The sequence below is a fragment of the Gallalistipes aquisgranensis genome (genome assembly GCF_014982715.1).
Lineage (GTDB): Bacteria > Bacteroidota > Bacteroidia > Bacteroidales > Rikenellaceae > Gallalistipes > Gallalistipes aquisgranensis.
The window spans coordinates 426,795-443,885 of sequence record NZ_JADCJY010000002.1; the positions used below are offsets into that span (position 1 = coordinate 426,795).

The 17,091-nt window shown below is 62.1% G+C and carries 12 protein-coding genes; 4 read left to right on the forward strand and 8 right to left on the reverse strand.

The window, feature by feature from the left end; all coding sequences use genetic code 11:
* Positions 1 to 15: 15 nt before the first annotated feature.
* Positions 16 to 2,466, reverse strand: a complete 2,451-nt coding sequence (locus INF32_RS11055) for a fimbrillin family protein (RefSeq protein WP_226388464.1) — start codon at positions 2,464 to 2,466, stop codon at positions 16 to 18.
* A gap of 178 nt (positions 2,467 to 2,644) precedes the next feature.
* Between INF32_RS11055 and INF32_RS11060 the strand changes: the two genes are divergently transcribed.
* Positions 2,645 to 6,586, forward strand: a complete 3,942-nt coding sequence (locus INF32_RS11060; protein WP_226388465.1) for a hybrid sensor histidine kinase/response regulator transcription factor — start codon at positions 2,645 to 2,647, stop codon at positions 6,584 to 6,586.
* Positions 6,587 to 6,659: 73 nt separating this feature from the next.
* Here INF32_RS11060 and INF32_RS11065 read toward each other — a convergent pair whose 3' ends face one another.
* Together INF32_RS11065 and INF32_RS11070 are read right to left on the reverse strand one after the other, a co-directional pair.
* Positions 6,660 to 7,124, reverse strand: coding sequence for a dCMP deaminase family protein (locus INF32_RS11065; protein ID WP_226388466.1), 465 nt, complete (start codon positions 7,122 to 7,124; stop codon positions 6,660 to 6,662).
* Between the two features lie 4 nt (positions 7,125 to 7,128).
* Entirely contained in the window at positions 7,129 to 8,097 is a 969-nt protein-coding gene (locus tag INF32_RS11070; RefSeq protein WP_226388467.1) for a type I phosphomannose isomerase catalytic subunit, read from the reverse strand.
* An 85-nt stretch (positions 8,098 to 8,182) separates the two neighbouring features.
* On the opposite strand from INF32_RS11070, the gene INF32_RS11075 reads away from it, so the two are divergent.
* Genes INF32_RS11075 through galE form a run of 3 tightly spaced genes read left to right on the forward strand, consistent with a single transcriptional unit; the run spans position 8,183 to position 11,476 of the window.
* A complete protein-coding gene (locus tag INF32_RS11075) occupies positions 8,183 to 9,103 on the forward strand; it encodes an ABC transporter ATP-binding protein (RefSeq protein WP_226388468.1) in 921 nt (306 codons plus the stop codon).
* Between the two features lie 10 nt (positions 9,104 to 9,113).
* Entirely contained in the window at positions 9,114 to 10,433 is a 1,320-nt protein-coding gene (locus INF32_RS11080) for an ABC transporter permease (RefSeq protein ID WP_226388469.1), read from the forward strand.
* Positions 10,434 to 10,450: 17 nt separating this feature from the next.
* Positions 10,451 to 11,476 carry a UDP-glucose 4-epimerase GalE gene (gene galE / locus INF32_RS11085; RefSeq protein WP_226388470.1) on the forward strand — a complete coding sequence of 342 codons (1,026 nt, stop codon included), beginning with the start codon at positions 10,451 to 10,453 and terminating at the stop codon, positions 11,474 to 11,476.
* 183 nt (positions 11,477 to 11,659) lie between these two features.
* Here the strand turns inward: galE and INF32_RS11090 are convergent, their stop codons facing one another.
* The 5 genes from INF32_RS11090 to INF32_RS11110 all read right to left on the reverse strand — a co-directional run bounded on the left by INF32_RS11090 (position 11,660) and on the right by INF32_RS11110 (position 17,091).
* The gene (locus INF32_RS11090; protein WP_226388471.1) at positions 11,660 to 13,081 is read right to left on the reverse strand and encodes an amidophosphoribosyltransferase; all 1,422 of its coding nucleotides are present in this window, start codon (positions 13,079 to 13,081) and stop codon (positions 11,660 to 11,662) included.
* 70 nt (positions 13,082 to 13,151) lie between these two features.
* The gene (folE, locus tag INF32_RS11095) at positions 13,152 to 13,757 is read right to left on the reverse strand and encodes a GTP cyclohydrolase I FolE (protein ID WP_226388651.1); all 606 of its coding nucleotides are present in this window, start codon (positions 13,755 to 13,757) and stop codon (positions 13,152 to 13,154) included.
* A gap of 97 nt (positions 13,758 to 13,854) precedes the next feature.
* Entirely contained in the window at positions 13,855 to 15,090 is a 1,236-nt protein-coding gene (locus INF32_RS11100; RefSeq protein WP_226388472.1) for an amidohydrolase family protein, read from the reverse strand.
* On the reverse strand, positions 14,999 to 15,871 hold the full coding sequence (locus INF32_RS11105; RefSeq protein ID WP_226388473.1) for a DUF4296 domain-containing protein: 873 nt from the start codon (positions 15,869 to 15,871) through the stop codon (positions 14,999 to 15,001). The genes INF32_RS11100 and INF32_RS11105 overlap by 92 nt, the downstream gene beginning before the upstream one ends.
* Entirely contained in the window at positions 15,868 to 17,091 is a 1,224-nt protein-coding gene (locus INF32_RS11110; protein WP_226388474.1) for an ABC transporter permease, read from the reverse strand. Before INF32_RS11110 ends, INF32_RS11105 begins: the two co-directional genes overlap by 4 nt.

A 17,091-nucleotide genomic window follows, 5' to 3' on the forward strand; every position in this document is an offset into this window, starting at 1 on the left:
ATCGGATGTTTGGGGTTATTGGATTTTCACGCAGCGTATGCCGTTACCCGTCGCCCTCGGCTGATACTGGTTCGGGTCCACTTCGTTGTTGAGGAAGTAGAGCACCGCTCCGTTGGCCGATCCGGCTCCGCTGGGACAGTTGTTCCAGTAGCGGGCGCGGGCTCCCAGATAGCCGCTTGTGGCGCTGGAACCGATGTTCCCGATGGCGGGGAAGAATATGCCGGTCTTGTCGGCGCTGTTGGCCTTGAAGTAGAATCCGGCGGCGGCCCCGCTTCCGAAGTTGCCCACGATCTGGGCGGTCGTGACGCTCTTGCCCGAGGGGTTGAATCCTGTCCAGACGTCGCGGGCCGGAACCGTATAGCCGGGAGGACACGGGTCGTAGATGGATTTCACGCCCCGTTTGGTGCTCCCGTCGCTCTCTTTCGCGTAGCCTTCGGGATTGCCCCACAGCTTGTCGTTTTTGGTTGCGAGCCAATCGTTTCCGTTCTTATAGAAGATGCCCGGATGGGATATGCCGTCGGCTATCGTGATTCCCGTTCCTCCGGCCACTGCCTCGAGGGCGGCGATTTCGTTGTTCTCCCCGTCGAAGCGGATGAATTTGGGAGCCATCGAGGAGGTGAACGGGGTCACGAACGGGTCCTTGCGTCCCCATTGGTATTTCATGCCGTGCGTCATGTACTGGCCGTAGGCTCCGGTAGTCGTGACACCGGCCTGGTAGACCTCCACGGAGAAGGATTTCCCGGTGGGCACGGCTTTCGTGTCGTCGGCGTACTGGGTGATCGTGATCGTGCCGTTGCGCGGCGAGACGGTCGATTGCGGGCCGCTCGGACTCGACGCCATGGCACCCAGGTTGCGGTCCATCATCAGGAACCTGTTGGTCCCGTTGGCCACGGCCGTCGCATTGGTGTTGGCGTTGGTCACCTCGATGTCGTCGCCCAGCGGTTCGGTGAACCATATCTGCCACGACCATACGATCTTGCCCGATCCGTCGTAGAGGGCGATGACCGCGTTGCCCGGGAAGACCGTTTCGGCGGTCGTGAATTCGATGGCCGATCCCTTGAGTTCCACGGAGGCGATCTGGTCGACGCACTCCTGCCACAGCACTCCGGCGCTCACACCGCCCGTAATCGAGGCCGACGAGATCGTGGAACCGTTGTAATCGGTGAAGTCGCTTCCCGCGGGGATTCCCGTGTCGCCGTTGCCCATCACGTCGGCCCGCAGGCTGTAAGTGCCGGGGGCGTGCACCATGTAGGTGTTCGCCGTTCCGGAGGCCGACAGGTCGGTCACGGCGGACTGGGCGGTCCCGGTGAGCGGCTTCAGGTTCGGCAGTACGGTCACGGCGATGTCGGCCTTTCCGGTGCCTTCGCTCTGGCTGAGCCGGATCCAGTCGGGACAGGTCGCTTCCCAATATACGTCCCGTGTCGCAGGGGCCGAACCCTCGTATTCCTCGGTCACGCTGCTGGCCGACACGGTGATGCCCTTCTGGGCGCTTTCGGTGTTGCGGAACGCACCCTGGAAGTTCAGGCGGCCCGTATTGGCCTGGAGGCCCAGCACGCCGCTCGTGGCCGTGAAGGTGTATTCGCGGCTTTTGGGGCCCGGAACCAGCTGCTGGCTGATCTTATAGACGGTGCCCTGTTCGAAGTCGGCCGCGTCGCATACGGCCAGTTCCAGTGCGCTGGAAGGGGTCGTTCCGGAAAAGGTGAATTTCTTGCCTTCGAGGCGCACGGGGAGCACCACGGCATAGGCCTTGTAGTTCTGTCCGGTCACCATCGGCAGTCCGGTCTCGCCGAAGTCGAGGGTCACGGCCTCGCCGGCCGATTCGCGGGTGTTGACCGAATTGTCGGTCACGTCGAGCTTGTAGTCACCCGTGATGCCTTTCCCGGCGGACGTGCCGCTCACGGTCAGGGTGAGGGTTTTCAGGGTCATGTTCTTCTCGCAGCTCAGGTCGAGTTCGAGCAGCGACAGGGCCGGTTCGAATTCGAGTTTCACCTCTTCGCCGGGTTTGACCGACGCGGCGGCACTGCTCACCATATAGGCGGAATAGCCCGCCCCGTGGGATTGGGTCGCGGGAAGGGTCATCGCCACGGCGGAGGGGTCGGCCCCTTCCCGTTCCGCGATCGACTGGCCGGGGACAAGGCCGTAGAAGACGTGGTTCCGTACGTTGTTCTTCCAGGCCTGGCGGCCGGTGAAGGCCCCTTCGAACGTTTCCGTCCCGATGCTTTGCGCATCGACGGCGAAAGTGCTCCATTCGCCCAATGCCGAATAGTAGAGATCCATCCGGTCGTCTGCGTTCCACGGATTGCGCAGCTCCCCGCCGGTCTGGTCCGCCGGCGAGAGGACCGGGGTCGCGGCTGTGATGCGGGTCACTTCTCCCAGATTGCCTCCGGTGTCGAACCGGTCGGGTTCGATGCAACTGGCGAACGCCGCAGCGACCAGAAGCAGGAACAGAGTCATTCTTTTCTTCATGCTGGTTTGGTTTTAGGTTAGAATTTCTATTTTAGAAATTATAGATAATGCAAATATAGCTTCGGCAGCCCTTCCCGGTAGTGGTAATATCGGTCGGAAATGGGGGCAAGATCGTTCGCCCGCATTGCGATTGTCGATTTGTTTCCCTACATTCGCAGGACTGCTAACCTTTATTGTCGTGAACCGTTTTCTGAAACGTTACAGTATATTTCTGTTTGCCGGGACCCTGTTCTGCGGCCCCCTCGGAGCCTCTTCCCCCCAGTTCGTCGAGATCGGTCCGCTGAAGACGCTGGCCACGAGCACCGTCTCCTCGATCTGCCAGGACGGGGGCGGGGCCGTCTGGCTGAGCACGACCTACGGACTGATCCGCTATAACGGGACTTCGGCGGAGTATCTGGGACCGACCCACACCATGCGGCCGCTGTGCGGCAACGGGGCGGATCTGGTTTATGTCGCCGCGGGGGGAGCCGTCCTGCGCTACGATATCCGGACGATGACGCCCCGCAGGTTCGTGTTCGAGGGAGTCGACGTCACGCGGGCCTCCCTCTGTGCCGAGGGGGATACCCTTTGGATCGCTTTCCGCAACCGGATTCTCTCCTCGGCGGACGGGCGCGTCTCCCTGCTGGCCGTGCTGCCCGGAGAGGAGACGGAGATCACGGTTCTGCGCCGGGAACGGTCGGGCCGTCTGGTCGCAGGGACGCGGAAGGACGGGCTGTGGCGGGTCGGTTCCGATGGACGTTCCGAACGGATTCTGGATTACGGGCGCGAGATAACCGCCTGTTATCAGGACGAACGGGGCGGCCTGTGGGTCGGGACGGTCTCCGGAGGAGCCTGCCGTCTCGACGGGGAGCGTGTCCGGTGGTTCCGCCGGGGCGACGACCCGCAAAACTCCCTTTCGAACAACTATGTCCGGAATTTTTGCGAGGATTCCCGCGGCAGGGTATGGATCGCCACGATGAACGGGCTGAACCTGGTCGACACGGCGGGCCGGTGTTCCCGCGTCCCGTGGGTGGGCGACAGCCGGCAGCGCTCGGTCTGGAGCCTTTGCCGCGACAGGCAGGGCGGTATCTGGGTGGGCACGTTCTACGGCGGGGTCTACTATACCCATGCGGACGATACGCTTTTCACCCCGTTGGGGACGGAATTGCCCAAGGGCCGTCATCTGCGGATGATAAACGCCGCGGTCGAGGACCGTCGGGGCGACCTGTGGCTGGCGACCGACGGCTACGGACTTTTCCGGCTGCGGGGAACGAAGGTCGATTACGTGGAGGGATCGCAGGAATACAAGTTCAAGGCGGTCCTGTACGATCCGCGGCAGGACGTTCTCTGGCTCGGCACCCACATGGACGGGCTGAAGAAATACGACCTGCGGACCCGGAGGTGGAGCCATTACCATTTTGTCAACCGGTCGGGAGAGCTGTATAAGGAGGCCGTGACGGACATCCGCGAGCACGGGGGCGTTTTCTACCTGGCGACACCCCGGGGCGTGGTGGCCTACGACCGGAAGAGTCCCGTGATTCTCCACGAAAGTCTGGGGACCTATACGGGGATGGTCTATTCGATCGTGACCGACGACCGGGACAATATCTGGATCGGCGGACAGGATCTATACTGTTACAATCTGCGGACCCGCCAGACCCGGAACCTTCCCCTGCGCGGAATCCGGCAGGAGGCGGTCGGGCTCATCAAACTGTTCCGCGACGACCGGGGCCGTATCTGGGGGGCCAGTCTGGGCAGCGGTTTCTTCCTCGTGGAGAACGACCGGGTGCGGAACTTCGACCAGGCGAACGTGGGGCTGGCCGACAATTTCGTCAGCTGTATCGGGCAGGTTCGGGACGATCTGATGGCCGTAGGAACCAATCGGGGACTTTCGTTCTTCGACGTGAAGGAGGGGCGCTGTTACAACTACTCGTCGGACAACGGGCTTCCGATCCGTTCTACGCGCAGCGGCTGCATTCTGCGAAGGAGCGGCGGAGAGATGGTCGTCGGGGGAATCGACGGGGCCGTTGCGTTCCGGCCGGAGCAGGTCTGCCTGACGCGGGACTCGGTAGATTTCACTTTCGACAAGCTGAGGATCAACAACCGCCCCGTGCTGCCCGGTTCGCCGGACGGTATTCTCGAGAGGAGTCTTCCCTATACGCCGGAGATCACGCTGAAACACGACCAGACCAATATCGCGGTGGAGATCGCCTGTTACGATTTCGCCCGGGCCTATCCCATTTTTTTCGAATACCGTCTCGAAGGCCACGATCCCGAATGGCTCCCGCTCCACGTGGAGACGCCGATTACCTACATGAATCTTCCTGCGGGCCGCTATACGCTGCGGGTAAGGGCTGCACTGGAGAGCGACGCGGGCCATGCCCAGGAGATCGCGCTCGGCATCCGGGTCCGGGCCGCGTGGTACGCCACGTGGCTGGCCAAGACGGTCTATGTGCTGCTTCTGCTGGGCATCGTCTTCTGGCTCTTCTATTTTTACCATGTCCGGGCGCTTTTCCGGGAGCGGCTGCTCCAGCAGAGCCGCGAGAGCCAGTCCCGTACCCGTTTCTTCACCAATCTCTCCCATGAGATACGGACGCCCCTCACGCTGGTGACCGGCCAGCTGGAGATGTTCATCCGCGATGCGGAACAGGGTACGCCCGGGCTCGGCAACATTCTGAGCGCCTACAACAACAGTAGGAAGATTCAGCGCATGGTGACCGAACTGCTCGATTTCGAACGGCAGTCGCAGGGGTATTCCGGCATCCGGATACGGGAACAGGATGCCGCGGCCTTTCTGCGTGAGGTGCACGCCTCTTTCGCCGAATATGCCCGATACCGGGAAATTGATTTCCGGTTCGATGCTCCCGGGGTTCCGGTTCCCCTCTTTTTCGACCGCAGCCAACTTCAGCGGGTGGTCTACAATCTGCTGATGAATGCGTTCAAATACACGCCGCAGGGCGGAACGGTCTCGCTCTCCGTGTCGGAAGCGGGGGAAAAAGAGGTGCGGATCGTCGTTTCCGATACGGGAACGGGTATTCCGGCCGAGTCGCTGCCCCGCATTTTCGATCCGTTCTATCAGGACCCGGTGAGCCGCTCGCAGGATAGCCGCAATCCGGGCACCGGAATCGGGCTTGCCCTGAGCAAGGGAATCGTCGAACTGCATCACGGTACGCTGACGGCGGCGAGTGTGCCCGGGGAGGGATCGGTGTTCACCGTCTCGCTGCCTGCGGGCGACCGGTGGTTCGCGGGCGATCCGCGGGTCACGCTCTCCGACGGGGAGGATGGCCAGCCCGCCAAGAAGATCGTGATCCGCAACGAAACCGTGCCCGTTCCGGTTCCCGCACCGGGCGGGCGGCCTTTCGCCCGGTCGATGCTGATCGTCGAGGACGACCGGGAACTGCGGGAGATGCTGGTCTCCGTCTTTTCGGACAGTTTTACGGTCTATCAGGCGTCGGACGGGCTGGAAGGGTACGATGCCGCCCGCAAATTGCAGCCGAGCATCATCCTGAGCGACATCATGATGCCGGTGATGGAGGGTCTGGAGCTCTGTTCCAAACTGAAGGAGGATTTCGAGACCTGTCACATTCCGCTGATCCTCATTACGGCGCAGGGCTCCGAACAGATGAACCTCGACGGTCTGCGCCGCGGGGCTGACGACTATATCGTCAAGCCGTTCAGCATCGACCTGCTCCGCGCCAAATGCAACAACATTCTGATAAACCGCAACATCCTCCGCAACAAGTTCAGCCGTTCGCTGGTTCCGTGCGATCCGGTCACCACCAACAGCCGCGATTCGGAGTTCCTGCATGCGGTCATGGAAGAGATCGAAAAGAGGCTCTATTCCGAAGAGATCACCGTGCCGGTCCTGTGCCGGGCCCTGGGTATGGGGAAGACGATGCTTACGCACAAAATCCGGGGAATTACGGGCCAGAGTCCCGGCGAACTGATCGAAAGCACCCGTCTCCGCAAGGCCGCCGCGCTGATCCGGCAGGAGCCCGGCAAGAACATTTCGGAGATCGCTTACGAGCTCGGGTTCAGTTCGCCGAAGTATTTCGGAATCCGGTTCAAGAAACAATTCGGCATGACTCCCACCGAACTCCGGCGCAACGAGGAGAAGACCGCCGCTGCGGATGCGGGCTGACCTTCGCCGTTTCCCGGCCGTAAGGAGACCGTCCCGCGGGAGACCGTCGTTTCCCCGATCTGCCGCTTCTGTTTTACAGTCCGGCCGCTTCCACTTGGCGGGCGCAGGCCTCTTCGTCCACCTGCACGGTTTCGATGCCCACCTTCCGGAGCAGTTCCAGCCCCTCGTCGGAGTGGTAGCTGTCGCAGTACACCACCCGTTTGATGCCGGCCTGTATGATTAGTTTCGCACACTCGATGCAGGGCGACGCCGTGATGTAGAGCGTGGCACCTTCGCTGCTGTTGGCGCTTTTGGCCACTTTCGTGATGGCATTGGCCTCGGCGTGCAGCACGTAGGGCTTGGTCTTGCCGTTTCCGTCCTCGCAGACGTTTTCGAAGCCCGACGGCGTGCCGTTGTAGCCGTCGGAAATGATCATCTTGTCCTTGACGATCAGGGCTCCCACCCGGCGCCGCACGCAGTAGGAGTTCTCGCTCCAGATGCGTGCCATGCGGATGTACCGTATGTCCAGCTGGCGCTGTTTCTCTTCCCTGTATCCCATGGTTTCAGCAGATATAGACTTCGAGCACCGTTCCCTGTCCTTCCAGGACGATCTCCTCTTCTTCGGCCGGAACCAGCGTGGTTTCGCCGCGTACGAGCGAGGTGGAGCCTTCCGCTCCGCGCACCTGGAGCTCGCCGCCCAGGCAGATGTAGATCACGAAGGAGTCGAGCCGCGTGAAGTCGCGCTCCACCATGCCGTGTATCTGGATGACGTTGGTGGTGAAGTAGGGGCACTCCTTGATCTGCACGGGCGTGTTCAGCACCGGGGCCGAGGTGACGTCGTAGTTCTGCGGTGCGCCGAAGTCGATGGCGTCCACCGCCAGTTCCGTGTGCAGCTCCCTCGGCTTGCCGTCGGCGCCCACGCGTCCCCAGTCGTCCACCCGGTAGGTGATGTCCGACGTCTGCTGGATTTCGGCGATCAGCAGCCCCTTGCCGATGGCGTGCACCGTACCCGCCGGAATGAAGTAGGCGTCCCCGGCCTTCACCTCCACCTTGTTGAGCAGAGAGGGCAGCGTACCTGCCGCCACGGCGTCGAGGTACTCCTGCCGTGTCACCTGACGGTTGAAACCCACATAGAGGGAGGCGCCCGGTTCGGCCGCGATCACGTACCACATCTCCGTCTTGCCGTAGGAGTGGTGACGCTCTTCGGCCAGACGGTCGTCCGGGTGCACCTGGATCGAGAGCACGTCCTCGGCGTCGATGAGTTTGATGAGCACGGGGAATTCGAGTCCGTACCGGTCATAGATCTTCTCGCCCACCAGATCGCCCATGTAGACCTCGATCAGCTCCTGCAGGTCGTTGCCTTTCAGGCAGCCGTTGGCCACCACCGACACGTCGCCCTCGACGCCCGATATTTCCCAGCTTTCGCCGATCTTTACCCCTTCGGGCACTTTCTTGCCCATGGCCGAGGCCAGCCGCTGGCCGCCCCAGATGCGCTCCTTGTAGAGCGGTTTGAATTTCAACGGATACAGCATAGTCCTTTTCAGAGTTTGTGAGACAAAGTTAGTTAAATTTTTAAGAATTTACTACATTTGTTCCGGATCGGAAATATCGTACCCCATGGAGATAGTCAGAGTAGAGCACGTAACCAAACAATATGCCGGACACAAGGCGCTGGACGATGTTTCCCTTTCGATTCCCGAGGGTTGCGTCTACGGTCTGCTGGGTCCCAACGGAGCGGGCAAGACGACCCTGATCCGCATCATCAACCGCATCACGGCGCCCGACAGCGGCACGGTCTGGCTCGACGGCCGCCCGTTGCAGCCGGACGATGTCTACCGCATCGGCTACCTGCCCGAGGAACGGGGCTTGTACAAGAAGATGAAGGTGGGCGAACAGGCTGTCTATTTCGCCCGGCTCAAGGGGCTTTCGCGCCGCGAGGCCACGCTGCGCCTGCGGGAATGGTTCGACCGTTTCGGCATCCGTCCCTGGTGGAACAGACGCGTGGAGGAGCTCAGCAAGGGAATGGCCCAGAAGATACAGTTCATCGTGACGGTGCTCCACCGGCCGCGGCTGCTCATCTTCGACGAGCCTTTCAGCGGTTTCGACCCGATCAATGCCAACCTGCTCAAGACGGAGATTCTCCGGCTGAAGGAGGAGGGCGCCACCGTGATCTTTTCGACCCACAACATGTCCTCGGTCGAGGAGATATGCGACCATATCACGCTGATAAACCGTTCCCGCAATATCCTCAGCGGCCGGGTGGAGGAGATCCGCCACCGTTACGGGGAGAATCTGTTCCAGATCGACTTCCTCGGTGACGGGGATGCCCTGCGCCGGGTGCTGGAGGAGCGCTTCGGCGCGGTGGAGGAGGGCGGAGCTTCGTCGCTCTACGGTTCGTTGCGGGTGCGCCTCGAGGGGGCCGACCGGGTCCGGGAGCTGCTCGCCCTGGCCAACGACCGGGTCTCTGTGCGCGGTTTTCGGGAGATCATTCCGGGTATGAACGACATATTCATCAAGGCGGTCGAAGGTAAACTGTAAACAGGACAAGATGGGAAAAACAGGCATAATCGTCGCAAGGGAATTCAACGAGCGGGTGCGCAAGCGCAGTTTCATTCTCACCACGATTCTCACCCCGCTGCTGCTGGTAGGGCTGATGGTGGCCCCTGTGCTGGTCTCCCGCCTCGGGTCCGACAGGGAGAAGGAGATCCTGGTGGTGGACCGCAGCGGCGTGGTCGCTCCGCAGCTGGAGAGCGGCGACCGGCTGACGTTCCGTCCCGAGACCCGGCCGCTCGGGGAGCTGAGGACCCAGAGGCAGGAGGTGTACGGTATTCTGGTGATCGGAGCCGACGTGCTGACCGATCCGCACGACGTACAACTCTATACCTACGAGGCTCCCACGCTGGAGGTGGAAAACGCCCTTTCGGACCGGATCGCCCGCGTGATCGAGGCCGAAAAGCTGAAGGCATACCGTATCGACTCCCTGCCGCAGATTCTCGAGCGGGTCGAAACCGACGTTTCGCTCCAGGTGTTCCGCATCGACGGGGAGGGCCGCGAGCAGGAGCGTTCGGGCGTGCTCTCCACCGTGCTGGCCTATCTGTCCGGTTTCCTGATCTATATGTTCGTCTTCCTCTACGGAGCGATGGTCATGCAGGGGGTGATCGAGGAGAAAAGTTCCCGCGTGCTGGAGATTATGGTCTCTTCCGTGCGGCCTTACGAACTGATGATGGGCAAGATCCTGGGGATCGCCGCCGTGGCCCTCACCCAGTTCCTGATCTGGGTGGTGCTGATCTTCGTGCTGGGCGGGGCGGCCATGTCGCTGGCTGCGGGCGATGCCCTGGCGGAAGGGGCCGCGGCCGTGACCGGAGGAATGTCCGGAGCCGTGGGGCCTCTTTCGGGGCTCGACGCCGACAGTCTCGACGCCCTGCGGCGGGTGACCGATCCCGCCTTTCTGGGCCGGATCTTCGCCGGATTCGTGGTCTATTTCATCGGGGGATACCTGCTCTATGCGGCCATGTTCGCCGCCATCGGCAGTGCCGTGGACAACGTGGCCGATTCCCAGCAGCTCCAGATGCCCGTCACCATTCCGATGGTGCTGGCACTGGTCGTGATGCTCGCCGTGATGAACGACCCCGACGGCGGGCTGGCCTTCTGGTTCAGCATGATTCCGCTCACTTCGCCCGTCATCATGATGGCCCGTCTGCCCTACGGGGTTCCCTTCTGGGAGGTGGCCCTCTCCGTGGCGCTGCTTTACGCCAGTTTCGCCGGCATGGTGTGGGTGGCCGGCAAGATCTACCGGGTGGGGATTTTCATGTACGGCAAGAAGCCCGGCCTGAAGGAGCTTTTCAAGTGGGTGCGTTACAAATATTGATCTAAAACATAGAAGCTATGAAAAAACGAGTGTTGGTAACGGGCGGCGCGGGTTATATCGGTTCCCATACCGCCGTGGAGCTGATCGAAGCGGGCTACGACGTGGTGGTCGCCGACGATCTGTCGAATGCGGAGATGACGGCTGTGGAGGGCGTGCGCAGGATCACGGGTGCGGAGGTTCCCTTCGTGAAGGCCGATTGCAGCGATCCCGCCCAGCTTTTCCCGATCTTCGAGCAGTATCCGGTCGATGCCGTGATCCACTTCGCCGCTTTCAAGGCCGTGGGGGAATCGGTCCATAAACCGCTCGACTATTACCGCAATAACCTCTCCCTGCTGATTACCGTGCTGGAGGCCATGCGCAAATACGGCGTGGAGAATATCGTCTTCTCCTCCTCCTGCACTGTCTACGGACAGGCCGACGTGCTGCCCGTCACCGAACAGACCCCCCGCAAGGAGGCCGAATCGCCCTACGGCAACACCAAGAAGATGTGCGAGGATATTCTGCGCGACTCCGTGAAAGCCTATCCCGGGCTGAAGGGAATCGCGCTGCGCTATTTCAATCCGATCGGGGCCCATCCTTCGGCCCTGATCGGCGAACTGCCCCGCGGCGTGCCCAACAACCTGGTTCCCTACGTGACGCAGACGGCGGCCGGGCTCCGCGAGCAGCTGAGCGTCTTCGGAGACGACTACAACACGCCGGACGGCTCCTGTCTCCGTGACTATATCGACGTGGTCGACCTGGCCAGGGCCCATGTGGCGGCGATCGGCCGCATGGTCGGGGGGAGGAGCAAGGCTCCTTACGAGATTTTCAATGTCGGAACGGGCCGTCCCGTGTCTGTGCTCGAACTGGTGCACACGTTCGAAAAGGTGAACGGCGTGAAGGTCAACTATAAGATCGTGGGCCGCAGGGCCGGCGACATCGAAGCGGTGTGGGCCGACACCTCCTATGCCAACAGCGAATTGGGCTGGAAGGCCGAAAAGAGCCTCGAAGAGACGCTCGCCGGTGCCTGGAACTGGGAAAAGCACCGGCGCGGGATCGAGTGACCGGTCCGCGCTTGCCGGTAAGGCCGTGTGCGGAACGGTTCCGCATCCGGAAACGACGGAGACGGGCCTCGGCGAGTTTTCAGAAACAGAATAGAATCACCCCTGTCGGAGATGATTCCGGCAGGGGTGGTTTCGTAAAGGGCGGACTTCTTCGGGGAGTCCTGCCCGTATGTGAAGGGGAATTTACTCCATGTAGCTCGAATTGTCCCAGCAGTGGGTGCAGAGCTCCTCTTTGGGCAGGCCGATGGCTTTGACCAGATCGTCCAGCCGCTGGAAACGGAGCGTGTCGGCGCCGATCGTCCTGCGCATCAGCTCCACCATGCGGGCATGGCGCTCCGAATCGGGATCGGCGTACTCCTGCAGCAGCTCCTCCGAAAACTCCTCGGTGCCCTCCAGTTCCCGGATCACCCGCCGGGTGAAGAGGTCGAACGTGGAGCGCGAGGTGGAGAAGTTGAGGAAGACGCAGGGGTAGATCAGCGGCGGGCAGGCGATCCGGATGTGGATCTTGTCTGCACCCGATTCCGTGAGTTTGATGATATTGTCCTTGAGCTGTGTGCCCCGTACGATCGAATCGTCCAGCAGCACCATTTTCGCCCCTTTGGTGAACGCTTCGTTGGGGATGAGCTTCATCTTGGCCACCAGGTCGCGCATGTTCTGGTTCTGGGGCATGAAGCTGCGCGGCCACGTGGGGGTGTACTTCACGAAGGCCCGCTTGTAGGGGATCCGTTTCTCGTTGGCGTACCCGATGGCGTGCCCGATGCCCGAATCGGGAATCCCCGCGGCATAGTCCACCTCCTTCAGATCGTCCCGTCCGGCCAGCGCCGCACCGCAGCGGTAGCGGGCGTCCTCCACGTTGATCCCTTCGTACCATGACGAGGGATAGCCGTAGTAGACCCACATGAACGAACATATCTGTTTCCTCCGTCCGGGGGCGATGACCTGTTCCGTGCCGTTCTCCGTCACGAAAACCGCCTCTCCCGGCCCGAGTTCCCGGCAGGGCAGGTACTCCAGGTTGGCGAACGCCGAACTCTCCGTGGCGACCGCGTATCCGTCTCCGTTTTTGCCGATCAGCACCGGCGTGCGGCCGAACCGGTCGCGCACGGCGTAGATGCCCCGTTCGGTCAGGATCATCATCGTGCACGATCCTTTCACCTTCCGCTGCACCAGTTCGATCCCCTCCCGGAAGTCGGTCCCGAGGCTGACCAGGATGGCGACCAGCTCCGTGGGGTTGATCTTCGAACCGGAGAGTTCGGCGAAATTGATCTTGCGCTCCAGCAGTTCGCCGGTCAGCTCTTCGATGTTGTCCACCCGGCCGATCGTCACCACCGAGAAACGTCCCAGGTGGGAGGTGAGGGTGATGGGCTGCGACTCCCCGTCGCTGATGACGCCGATGCCCAGCCGCGAGCCGGCGAATTTGGGCAGGTCGCCCTCGAACTTATTCCGGAAATAGGCGCTCTCCAGCGAGTGGATCGTGCGCACGAACGACTGCCCGTCCCAGAAGGCCATGCCGGCCCGTTTGGTGCCCAGGTGCGAATGGTAGTCCGTGCCGTAGAATACGTCCGCCACGCAGTCCCGCTTGGAGACACAACCGAAAAATCCGCTCATAACGTGTTTGCAGTTAGTGTGTTCTATTAAAAAAGGGCGACCGTTCCGTCACCCGCGATGTTCCTGTGTTCTATCTGAGCCGGCTGCCGATCAGGTGGATGAACTCCTCCCGCGTGCGCATCTGCGAGAGGAACACGCCCGTGAAGGCCGATGTCGTGGTGGCCGAATTCTGTTTCTGCACCCCCCGCATCTGCATGCACATGTGACTGGCTTCGATCACCACGGCCACCCCCATCGGGTTGAGCGCCTCCTGGATGCAGTCGCGGATCTGTACCGTCAGCCGTTCCTGCACCTGGAGCCGCCGGGCGAATGCCTCCACCACCCGCGCGATCTTCGACAGCCCCGTGATGTATCCGTTGGGGATATAGGCCACGTGGGCCTTTCCGTAGAAGGGAAGCATGTGGTGTTCGCACAGGGAGTAGAGTTCGATGTCCTTCACGATTACCATCTGCTTGTACTCCTCCCGGAATTTGGCCGACAGCAGGATCTCTTTCGGGTCGGCATGGTAGCCCTGCGTGAGGAATGCCATCGCCTTGGCTACCCGCTCCGGGGTCTTGAGCAGGCCCTCGCGTCCGGGGTCCTCCCCCAGGATAGTGAGGATTTCCCGGTAGTGGTGCGAAAGCCTCTCGATCGCTTCGGGCGAAAAATGTTCCTCCTTGCAGTAGTTCTCTTCCATGTCGTTGCGGCTGTTGTGGGGCAAAAGTAGCAATTTTCCCGGATATAGCGAAAAAAGCCGCGGGATTTTCGGCGGGCCGGCCTTCCTTCCGCCGGGGTTACACCAGCCGCCGGAGCGAGGACGCCGGGGTCAGACGCATGTTCCGCAGATCGGCGCCTTCGAGCAGCGCCACGCCCGGCCGTTTGCCCGCCTCCAGCGATCCGTACCGGTCGTCGATCCCGAGTGCCCGGGCGCCTCCTGCCGTAGCCCAGCCGAGCAGCTCTTCCAAGGGGATTCCCTTCAGCGCCTGCATCTCCCCGAGCATCGAGAGCGTTCCGTTCGAGGCGGCCGAATCCGTGCCCAACGCGATCCGTGCGCCGTGGCGGCGAAGCAGTTCCACGGGCGGATACCCGCCCGTGACGTATGCGTTCGAACGGGGACAGAGCACCCACGTCAGTCGTTCCCCGAAGTGCTCCTGCAGGGCGGCGATCTCCTCCTCGGTGGCGAACGTGCCGTGGACGAGCAGCAGGTTACGGTCGCGGGGCACGAGGCGGAGGATGCGTTCGGCCGGGGAGCCTTCGCCCGTGAAGTCGGCCGGCAGTCCGCACTCCCGGTACCATTCCCACAGGGCTCCTTCGCCCCGGTAAAGAGCCCGTTCCTCTTCGCTCTCCATGAAGTGGATCGACAGCGGGCCGGACATTTCCGCACCCTTTCCCCGAGTGTCTCCGGAGGAGTGCGGAACGAACGTTCCGTCCGCTTCGTCTTTCCGTCCGTCGTCCGCTGTCCGGGAGAAAACGTCCCGACTCAGCGAATAGGTCGAGTGGGGAGTGACCGAAAAAGGCAGGCCGTAGGCCCTGCATGTTTTCGCCAGCGGCTCCAGCGGGCCGGCCGAGGTCGTGCGCAGTCCGAACAGCTCCAGGAAGTTGTGGAAGTAGAGCGGACTCTCCCGTTTGATCCGGAAAGTTCCGGTGCCGTTGCAGGTGTCGCCCACGGCGACTGTTCCCTCGGCCCGCATCCGGGCGATCCGGTACCGGGCCGCCTCCTCTCTCTCCTGCGGGGTGCGGGACCGGCGCAGCATCCCTACGGCCCGTGCGAATGCCGCGAGGCCGCATCCCGCAGGGACGGCCCCTTGCAGGTGGGAGAGCTCCAGATGACAGTGGGCGTTGACCGTTCCCGGAATCAAGATGCCGCTGTAAAACTCCACGCCCGGGAGCGAATCCACCCGGTCGCTTGTTTCGACCGCCGCGATGCGGCCCTCCGCGTCAACGGAGAGAATCCCGCCCCGGAGAAATCCACGGGGCGTGTAGAGATAATGTGCCGCTATCCTGCGAAAGGTACGGGTACTCTTTTCCATCGATCAGCAGTTTGTAGTTCATCAGTTCGCGGGTGAGCGAATCGCGGGCCGCCTTTGCGGGCAGGTAGTAGGTCACGGTCAGCGAGTCGATCCTCAGCGACGGGGCCTTGAGTCCCTTGCCGTAGTTTCCGAAACGGATTTCGAGCACCCGGGCGCGGGGCGTGGCGGATATCTTCGTCTCGTAGCTCTGGCGGTTGTTCTTCTTCATCCAGTTGACCGACGAGGAGACCTGCCGGCCCGCCGAGTCGCGCAGCAGGTGGTTCGTGCGCAGACTGCCGTTCCGGTCCGTGGAGTCGATCAGGTAGCTGTACCGGATCTTGTAGCTGCCCTCTTCCACGGGGATCAGGATGCGGAGCCTGCCCGTGTCGGCGATGCGCCGGGCCACGATCAGCGAATCCTCGTACACCGTCCGTTTGAACCGTTCGCCCGCGATCAGGTCGATCGTGTCGAGCACGGCCACCTTGTCCTGGTACCATTCGTACTCCTTTTCGAGCTGGTCGATCGCCTCGTTGATGATGTCCGACAGGCGGGAGCTTTTGCGTTTGGAGAAGTCGTTGATCGTGTAGATCATGTCCGTGGGGCGGTAGCCGTATTTTTCGAAGATGGGTTCGTAGATGTCCATCGAATCGCAGTCGATGCGCCCGTTGTTGCAGAAGGCGTTGGCGAGGTATATCTCCTTGAAGATCGACCGCAGGTCTTCGTCGGCGATGGTCTTGGGCCGGGAGCAGCCGCCCGCCAGGAGCAAAGCGGCGGCGAAGAGGATGACTCGTGAGGTTTTCATGACGTAAGTGCTGAGCGCGGGATCATTCGGACCGCCGTGCATTTCGTTATCAGATAGTTGACCAGAAGGACCGTCGCCGCGATACCGGCAATGTCGCCCGGCTGGATCACCACCGGATAGGCGTCCACCAGGAACGTTTCGGCCGGAATGCGGATGAATCCCAGCTGCTGCTGCAGGATGCAGAACGCCAGTCCCGCGACCAGTCCGCCCGCCGCCCCGACCAGCGAGATGAGCATACCCTCGCGGACGAAGATGCTCCGCAGGAAGGGAATGTCCGCCCCGAGGGTGACGAGCGTGCGGATGTCCTTCTGTTTTTCGATTACCAGCATGATCACCGAACCCACCACGGAGAAGGAAGCGATGACCAGAACCAGCAGCCCGATCAGGAAGACGCCCCATTTTTCGTAAACCATGATCCGGTAGAGCGACGCCTTCTGCTGCTCGCGGGTCAGCACCCGGAATCCGTCGCCCGCGGCCCGGGCGATCGCATCTCGGGCCCGGTCGGGATCGGTGCCGGGCGTGAGCCGGATCATCACGGCCGAGAGTTTGTCCGGATAGTCGAACAGCCTTCGGGTGAAGGAGATAGGTGCGATGACGTATTTGTTGTCGGTTTCGGCTTCCAGCGCGAAGGTCCCGGCCGGGAAGATCCGGTCCTGTCGGTAACTCTCCATCGGCAGCAGCGAACTGAACGAGGCTCCCCGACGCGGGGCGTAGACCCGGATCGGGTCGTACAGCGCCCGGCGGACACCCAGGTTGTAGGCGAGCCCCTGGCCCACCACCGCCTGTTCCATATCGCCGAACATCAGGTCGTACTCCCCATCCACGATCATCTTCTCCACGGGGATCACTTGCGGGTAGAGCGAGTCCACCCCGCGCACCGTGCCGATATACTGCCGTCCCCGGTACTCCAGCAGGCCGTTGTCTTCCAGGACGGCCGACAGCGCCTCCACCTCCTTCAGTCCCCTCAGACGTGCCGTGTCGAGGCTCGCCGCGTCGAACACCTTACCTTCGGCGGCCGTGACCGCTATGTCCGGGTCGAACGTCCGGTACATCGAGCGCACCAGCTCCCCGAATCCGTTGAACACCGAGAGCAGGATCACCAGCGCCGCCACGGGAACCCCCACCGCGAACGCGCTCACCCCGGAGATGATGTTGATCACCGAGTGGGACTTGCGGGCCAGCAGGTAGCGCCGGGCGAAGAGCCGGGAGAGCCATCTCAT

Bases quoted from the DNA above. Each gene is read 5' to 3' on its own strand.
- INF32_RS11055 (WP_226388464.1), bottom strand. From the start codon at position 2,466: ATGAAGAAAAGAATGACTCTGTTCCTGCTTCTGGTCGCTGCGGCGTTC.
- INF32_RS11065 (WP_226388466.1), bottom strand. From the start codon at position 7,124: ATGGGATACAGGGAAGAGAAACAGCGCCAGCTGGACATACGGTACATC.
- INF32_RS11070 (WP_226388467.1), bottom strand. From the start codon at position 8,097: ATGCTGTATCCGTTGAAATTCAAACCGCTCTACAAGGAGCGCATCTGG.
- galE (WP_226388470.1), top strand. From the start codon at position 10,451: ATGAAAAAACGAGTGTTGGTAACGGGCGGCGCGGGTTATATCGGTTCC.
- INF32_RS11105 (WP_226388473.1), bottom strand. From the start codon at position 15,871: ATGAAAACCTCACGAGTCATCCTCTTCGCCGCCGCTTTGCTCCTGGCG.
- INF32_RS11090 (WP_226388471.1), bottom strand. From the start codon at position 13,081: ATGAGCGGATTTTTCGGTTGTGTCTCCAAGCGGGACTGCGTGGCGGAC.
- folE (WP_226388651.1), bottom strand. From the start codon at position 13,757: ATGGAAGAGAACTACTGCAAGGAGGAACATTTTTCGCCCGAAGCGATC.
- INF32_RS11110 (WP_226388474.1), bottom strand. From the start codon at position 17,091: ATGAGATGGCTCTCCCGGCTCTTCGCCCGGCGCTACCTGCTGGCCCGC.
- INF32_RS11075 (WP_226388468.1), top strand. From the start codon at position 8,183: ATGGAGATAGTCAGAGTAGAGCACGTAACCAAACAATATGCCGGACAC.
- INF32_RS11080 (WP_226388469.1), top strand. From the start codon at position 9,114: ATGGGAAAAACAGGCATAATCGTCGCAAGGGAATTCAACGAGCGGGTG.
- INF32_RS11100 (WP_226388472.1), bottom strand. From the start codon at position 15,090: ATGGAAAAGAGTACCCGTACCTTTCGCAGGATAGCGGCACATTATCTC.